Genomic DNA, 6,750 nt, shown 5'->3' on the forward strand with positions numbered 1-6,750 from the left:
CCTCTTCGAGGGTCTGCAGCCGGTCGAAGAAGACCTTGGACAGGCTCTTCGCATCCTTCGGCGCGACCTTGCCGGCATCCTCGACCCACGGCAGGCCACACACCATCTGCAAGGTGTCGGCTGTCGGCTGCTCCGACTCCGACAGGGTGTGGTGTTTGACCCTCGGCATAGCAGTTCCCTTCCTCTCCGCGGTGTGGCCTGCACCGCCTGCCCAGACGAGCGGCAGTCATCCACAACGCTTGTCGTGCGTACTTCTTTCGCGCCCGGCGGCCCGGCAGTTGGCGAGGGCCCCAGGACCCTGGGGGCCTTCCGCGCCGCCACACCCCTGCCGTTCCTCAACTTGCTGGTACTGCCGGTGCGGCAGTTGGTCTCTGCCGTGCCCTTTCGGAGGAGGACGTTAACCTCCCGACAGGCCGAATGTCTACTTCCGCCATGACAGATTTGCTGTATGAGGGAATCCGGACTTCTGTCTCTCGGTCGCCCGGGAACCGCCGCGGGCTATCGGGGACTGAGGACGGGCCGAGCGAGTTCGGTGAGCGCGAGGTCGAAACGCATCCGCCGCTGCAGCGAGCCTGCCGGCAGCGCGGTGAGCGCATCTGTCTTCACGGCCGGTCGCGCTGCAGCACCCGCGCGACCTGGCCCCGGCCCGGGACTGCTGGCCGCCGGAGTTGGCGGTGACAATGACGCGCTCCACCGGCGCAGTGACCCACCTGCATTCACCGGACCGGTACCGCTTGCGGACCGGTCACCCTCTCCTCGAGGACCAGGAGCACCGGGGGTCCGCCTCCACAGCCACCGCAATGGTCTGCCGGTCTGCCCGTGGATACACCGGGCCGCTCCCGTGCCGGGCCGTCCACCACCGCGCTCACGCCAGAGCGAACTCGCCCACATCGAGCAATCGGCCACCAGGATTGGTCGTCGGCAGGCGGGGGAGATCGCAGGCTGCGATCCGTCAATCCATCGCAGTAGCGCCCTGGTGACTGCTCTCGTCGTCGTTCGAGGTCGATTACTTCACCGTCGAACACGCGAAAATCTGTGTCGGCTGGAGTAGACATTGGGTGGTGGTGTGGCTATGGTTTCTCTCGTAGCCCAGAGAGACGGCAGGGCCTGGCAGAGATGAACTGCCGGGCGGCAGTACCGCAGTTGCAGGGCGGTGCGGTGGTGGAGTTCTGAAGCCGGAGTGGTTGCAGGATGGCGACGGGGCTGGCGACCGGACCGGGTGGCTTGCAGTGATCAGGGGCCGCCGTCAGCAGTACCGCAGTGGCGGTACCTGTAGGTGCAGTTCGCAGTACCCAGCAGTGAAGTCAGTGAGCAGCACCTCGGTGAAGGCGTCGGCTGCGGGCGCGCGCACCGAGAGGTTCGGCAGTGGGGTTCTCAGCCAGAGCAGATGCAGGACGGGCGACGGGGCCGGCTGCCGAGGAGTGGCGCTACCGCAGGCCACTGAGCAGTACCAGTGGTTCGCATCACCAGCAGTACAGAGCAGTACGCAGTGCCATTAGTAGGTAAGTGATCCCAGAGGGAAGAACGGAGGAGCGAGGCGCCATCAGGATCGCCCGGGCAGAGTGTTGAGTCCGGGTACCGCAGGACATCGATAGTGAGGTGGTCTCCGGTCAAGCAACCGCGATCCCCGCATTGCCCGCCCTCTCCCGGGCGGACGTGCGGACACAGAAGGCCGGCGCAGTACCAGGGCCGGCAGATGGTGTAGCAGTTCCTTCGGGGCCCTGGTGCCAATGGCACCAGGGCCCCTCCACGCGTGCCACGGAGAGGTGCAATGACAGCAGACGACTCCCTTAGCCGTCTCGATGACGACGACTACCCCGCCTACACCATGGGCCGGGCCGCCGAAATGATCGGCACCACCCAGAACTTCCTCCGCGCCATCGGCGAAGCCCGCCTCATCACCCCGCTACGCTCCCCGGGCGGCCACCGCCGCTACTCCCGCTACCAACTGCGCATCGCCGCCCGCGCCCGCGAGCTTGTCGACCAGGGCACTCCCATCGAGGCTGCCTGCCGCATCATCATCCTCGAAGACCAGCTCGAAGAAGCCCAACGCATCAACGCCGAACACCGCCGCACCGCCGAAACGGCGAAGCCGACAGCCGCCGCCTGAGACAGCCAGGACCTGCGGCTTGCCCTCGACCGCGCAAGAGACACACGCCGATGGACGCAAGGGGCATCGCAAATATTGCGGTGGACGGTGACATCGCCGCGGCGACTTCCGCTCTGAGCGAGGTGATCAGGTGAGCCATTCGGACGCCAGGTTCCGGCTGCTCCCCCCGCCGCCCCTTGAAGCGGGCCGCTCCACCAACGCCCACTTTCGACAGCACCCCAGTGCGGCAGAGCAGGGGCGTCTAGATCGCACCCGCACGATAACGTCGGCCTTAGACGGTGTCTTGATTGGTGGTTGCTCGTTGTCTCGGCATGGGGATAGTTGAGCGGCGGGTGCCGGACGGTCTGTGGGAGATCTTCCAGGATGTGGCACCGGAGCCGCCGGTGCGGGCACAGGGCGGTGGACGACGGAGGTGTGATGACCGTGCCGTGCTGGCCGCGATCGTCTTCGTTGCGACTTCGGGCTGCACCTGGCGGCAGTTGCCGCCGGTCTTCGGCGCCTCCTGGCAGACCGTGCATCGACGTTTCACGGATTGGTCCCAGGCCCGCGTATGGGCGAAGCTGCATCGGGTTGTGCTGGACCGGCTCGGCGCGAATGGTGAGCTGGACTGGTCGCGGTGTGCCATCGACTCGGCCAGCATCCGGGCGGTCACAGGGGGCCTTTGACCGGACCGAATCCGACCGATCGTGGCAAGCTCGGGTCGAAGATCCATGTCATCTGTGACCGCAACGGGCTGCCGCTCTCCCTCGGCATTTCCGGCGCCAACTTGCACGACAGCCAGGCGCTGGTGCCGCTGATGCGTGGCATTCCGCCAATCCGCTCTCGGTACGGCCCCAGGCGGCGTCGGCCAACCAAGCTGCACGCTGACAAGGGCTACGACTTCGACCACCTGCGCAGGTGGCTGCGCCGCCGGCAGATAGTGCCGCGCATCGCCCGCCGCGGCGTCGAGTCCTCCGGCCGCCTGGGCCGGCATCGATGGGTGGTCGAGCGGACGATGTCCTGGCTAAACGGATGCCGGCGCCTGCACCGCCGCTATGAGCGCAAGGCCGAGCACTTCCTTGCCTTCGCCGGACTCGCCGCGTTCCTCATCTGCTTCCGCCGCCTGTCGACAGCGGACTGACAGTCTTCCCGGTCAGCGCCAGCGCGACGGAATCTTGTGCAACTGCCCTTGCAGTTCCCACTCGGCCGGTCGAGTCCCGGGATCGAACCACACGGCTTGAGCATCGAGCCAACGGTCACGAAGGAGCCGGGCCTGAGCCACGGTGTCGTCTCCGACGCCGGACTCAGTGCCGCAGCACCCACAGATGACGAACAGGGCCAAGCCGTGCTCGTCGAACCGCACCTCACCGACGTCCAGCCCGCAGATCCGGCACACGGTCTCAAGTCCACTCTCCATAGGCGAAGCCTACGGACGCCACCAATCAAGACACCGTCTAATGCTGGCCGCTGTCTGGTCCGGCAGTCAGGTTCTCAGGGACCCATCTCTGCGCCGCTGATCCGTCACGGACCCTAACTACCACGGCCGTGGCCGGATCGGGCGAGACCGGAACGAGTACCTTTCCGCCGCTCCACCAGGGGACAACATTGCCCTGGACGGTCAGGTCGTAGCGTACGTCCGCGGCGTTTGCCGCCGACGCCGCCGTGCAGGCGCTCAGTACGGCCACACCATCCGTCTCGTGGGAGTTCAGGCACAGGTCCGCGGCGGCGGAGGTACGAAGCAGCCCGTCGTCCTCGTACACCCACCTCTGCGTCACGGAGGCCGAGCACACCGCCATCACTGCCAGGGCGCCCGGCGCAGCCCTGCGGTCATGGATGTCAAGACAAAGGCCGCCGTCGGCATTGCGCAGTCTGGTATTAATTGGGCCCGCCGGGCGTCCGGCGGATGTGCTCGACGGCTGCGGGGGGTGGCCGGGCGGCATCTGGGATCCAGACTCGGGCGTGTCGTTCGAGCAGAGCGCCGAGACGGCGGTCACGATGAGCGCGCCGGCCATCAGCAGCCCGAGACCGGTCAGGGCGGCCTTCGGCCGGTCCAGTAGCAGGTGCTGGCCAGGGAAGGTCATACGAGGCAGTGTGCGCGGGTGCCTGGTCCTCGAGTGCCGGCCCGTAATACGAACCGTGCCTTCTCTCCCCTGCGCGCGGGCGCTGTTGCGGGCCGGTCGCGATTCAAGGTAGCCACGGGCGGCTTGGCCGAGGAGGCTTTCGGCCAGCAGCAAGGCTAGCCGGCCGCCCCGGTGGTTGAGCTGGTCGGTGGCGTGGCGGCAGTACTGACACTCCGCCAGATGCTTCTGGACGTCCGGGATCAGGGTGTAGCCCCGGCGCAGTGCCGCATCAAGGAGACGGCCGTAATGGCGACAGCCCTTGTGCGGCGCGAGTTCGGCGTGAGCCCGCAGACAGTCCGCACGGAAGAGCTCACGCGCCCGTTCGAGTTGAGCCCCAGCGGTGCGCGGATCAATGCCCAATAGTGCCGCCGGTACGGCTATGCCCTCAGCCTCGACCTCCGCATGCCAGAGCAGGCATTGGTCGGGCACCGGCATGGCAAGGAAAGCGCGGAAGACTAACTCGCGATTCTCTGGGAGAGTGAACATGTCTGCTCTGAGAGTGCGACCGCCCGGATACTGCAGTTCGGGCAGTGCGAGGACGTTTCGGTCGCTCGCCCATCTCTTGGCTATTTGACGCGCAGTCAATAAGAGAAGTGGACGTAGAGCCGCAGGCGGCCTTGCCTTCCGGAGATTCTCCAGCACCTTGTTGAATGCCGCTGCGGCGAGCATCGAGGCGGCCTTCGCCGATGGGGTGCTGCTCGAAGCGTAGTCGAACAGGGGCTGCCAGTGCCTCGCCAGTAGTACTGCTACGGACAGCGCCTCGTCCTTCCCGTTGGTCGTCCGCAGCTCGGCCTGGAGCCCTTCGTCGGGGCTGCCGGAGCTGAGGCCCGCATGGGAGGAGAGAACGGGACCTGAAGTACGGGGATTCTGCATAGAAGTCTTCCATCCTGGGCATTGCAGAAAGGAGTTGCAGGCTTCGTCAGTTCCGGTCAACCGCCCGTGCTTGCAAAGCGGTTGACCGGGGACAACTGATTGGGCGGGAGGAACCGTGTCGGCGCAGCCACTTGTCAACGACCAGGAAACCCATCAGTTTCGGCCCAATGATATAACGCAAACCCGATCCGCCTATTGAGTATTTTGTGCTCATTGGTTTACTACCCCGCGAGCCGGACTCACGCATTGGCTTGGAACATACTCCTGAGACCGCAACGAACGATCTGGCCGCGGGCTGGGGTGTGGGCTGCCAGCACCAGGCAGTGCTGGACCAACTCGCCGACGAGGACCTGCTGGACCTGTCCCGGGTGATGCTCGGCTCCGCCCACGTCAGGCTGAAGGGGGGCGAACTACTGGTCCGAGCCCAGCGGACCGGGCGAAACCGGGCTCCAGTCCACCGGCTGCCCGCGATGGAGATCAGTTCGTCCCGGGTGGTCTCGGCGGGACAGTAGGCAAGGTAGTAGGAGATCTGATCGGGCTGGCTGACGCTACGACGGGCGACAACCCAGTGCCGACGGTCTTCGCGGTGCCAGGGCCGGACCTCGACGCGGGCCCAGTCATAGATCCGCGGGCCCATGCGCTCTCGGCCCCGCACGACCGGCGTTTTCACTTCTGCCGCGGCAGGCCGGGGAACGGATCGTGGACCGGGTGAGCGACGGAACAGCGGTGACTACCGTGCCGCCTTGGCCATGGCCACTTTCGTCTCGAAGGCGCACTGTCGTCGATGCCCGCTTGTCGGCACCGTTCCCGGTCGTCGGTCCAGAACGTGGGCAGATATAGGGGGCGGTCGATCAACGTCCGCCCGCGCGGGCCCGCATAGGCGGGGAACCCTCCGATCCGGCAGTTCTCCGTACGCCCGGCGGCGCCGGGTACTGCCGTTGCACGACGGCCGTGCGCAGGCCCTTCTTCAGGAATCCGGTGGCATCCACGATCAGCTCAGCGTTCAGGTCTCCGAGATGTTTCACGACGTAGTCACGCACGTCGTCCAGGACCTCATCGGCGTCCCACTCGATCTGGTTCAGAAACCGGCGAATGCGGTCAAAGCCTGCGTGTCCGGCTTCCTCCGCAGGGTCCAGCCGTTCTTCCGCTCCAGCAGAGCAAGCAGTCCCCGCAACTACGCGAGCGCGCACCTGCAACCACCGCCGCTGCCGAACTGCATTCACGGAACCGCCGATCAGCCGCGTGAACAACGCTCCATGTCAATACACCTAGGGCGAGATCGCCGGGTGCCGGAGCCGGGTGTAGTCGCGGTTGAACTGCTGGTAGCGCTGGGGCTGTTTGCGGTAGTGGTAGTAGGGGGTGCGGCCGGTGGCGCCGACTCCCCGGGTGGGCCTGTCGGTCACGACTTGCACATTCACACCGTGGCGGCGGTACTTCTGCGAGAAGTGGCCCGGCTGTACCGACGCGTTCGCACTCGGTGAGCGTGCCGGCGGGCAGGATGTGCTCGGGATCGGTCTCCCGCAGGAGACGCTGCAGTCCAGCGGCCCCTTCGGACACGTGGTTGATGACGGCGGTGGCGTAGGCGTGGGCGGTGCGGACGCAGATGCAGAAACCTGAGGCGATCTGCGCGAGCGTGTCGTGCCGGCGGAGGCACACGAGGCCGACGAC

Annotated in this window: 6 protein-coding genes and 2 pseudogenes; 3 read left to right on the forward strand and 5 right to left on the reverse strand. The window is 66.4% G+C overall.

The window, feature by feature from the left end; translation table 11 throughout:
* The first annotated feature begins 1,771 nt into the window (after positions 1-1,771).
* Together ACFWU3_RS36265 and ACFWU3_RS36270 are read left to right on the forward strand one after the other, a co-directional pair.
* Positions 1,772-2,110 (forward strand): MerR family transcriptional regulator, encoded by a 339-nt coding sequence (locus ACFWU3_RS36265; RefSeq protein ID WP_384445856.1) that lies wholly within the window; start codon positions 1,772-1,774, stop codon positions 2,108-2,110.
* Between the two features lie 311 nt (positions 2,111-2,421).
* Positions 2,422-3,230, forward strand: a protein-coding gene (locus ACFWU3_RS36270) for an IS5 family transposase (protein ID WP_384445858.1) whose coding sequence is annotated in 2 segments (ribosomal slippage) — positions 2,422-2,749 and positions 2,749-3,230 — 810 coding nt in all. Because the reading frame shifts where the segments join, the coding sequence is not laid out codon by codon here.
* Between the two features lie 12 nt (positions 3,231-3,242).
* Here the strand turns inward: ACFWU3_RS36270 and ACFWU3_RS36275 are convergent.
* The gene (locus tag ACFWU3_RS36275; protein ID WP_384445860.1) at positions 3,243-3,506 is read right to left on the reverse strand and encodes a hypothetical protein; all 264 of its coding nucleotides are present in this window, start codon (positions 3,504-3,506) and stop codon (positions 3,243-3,245) included.
* Between the two features lie 37 nt (positions 3,507-3,543).
* Entirely contained in the window at positions 3,544-5,082 is a 1,539-nt protein-coding gene (locus tag ACFWU3_RS36280) for an RICIN domain-containing protein (protein ID WP_384445862.1), read from the reverse strand.
* Positions 5,083-5,333: 251 nt separating this feature from the next.
* Here ACFWU3_RS36280 and ACFWU3_RS36285 point away from each other — a divergent pair, with 251 nt between their 5' ends.
* Positions 5,334-5,594, forward strand: coding sequence for a hypothetical protein (locus ACFWU3_RS36285; RefSeq protein ID WP_384445863.1), 261 nt, complete (start codon positions 5,334-5,336; stop codon positions 5,592-5,594).
* Here the strand turns inward: ACFWU3_RS36285 and ACFWU3_RS36290 are convergent.
* The 3 genes and pseudogenes from ACFWU3_RS36290 to ACFWU3_RS36300 all read right to left on the reverse strand — a co-directional run.
* Positions 5,537-6,256: pseudogene (locus ACFWU3_RS36290) on the reverse strand (IS701 family transposase); the annotation flags it as partial. The gene ACFWU3_RS36285 and the pseudogene ACFWU3_RS36290 sit on opposite strands and share 58 nt — an antisense overlap.
* Before the next feature lie 94 nt (positions 6,257-6,350).
* Positions 6,351-6,485 carry a hypothetical protein gene (locus tag ACFWU3_RS36295; protein ID WP_384445865.1) on the reverse strand — a complete coding sequence of 45 codons (135 nt, stop codon included), beginning with the start codon at positions 6,483-6,485 and terminating at the stop codon, positions 6,351-6,353.
* Positions 6,477-6,750, reverse strand: a pseudogene (locus ACFWU3_RS36300) (IS5/IS1182 family transposase); the annotation flags it as partial. The pseudogene ACFWU3_RS36300 and the gene ACFWU3_RS36295, both read right to left, overlap by 9 nt.

Origin of the sequence: Streptomyces sp. NPDC058685 (assembly GCF_042714725.1) — a bacterium.
Taxonomy (GTDB): domain Bacteria; phylum Actinomycetota; class Actinomycetes; order Streptomycetales; family Streptomycetaceae; genus Streptomyces.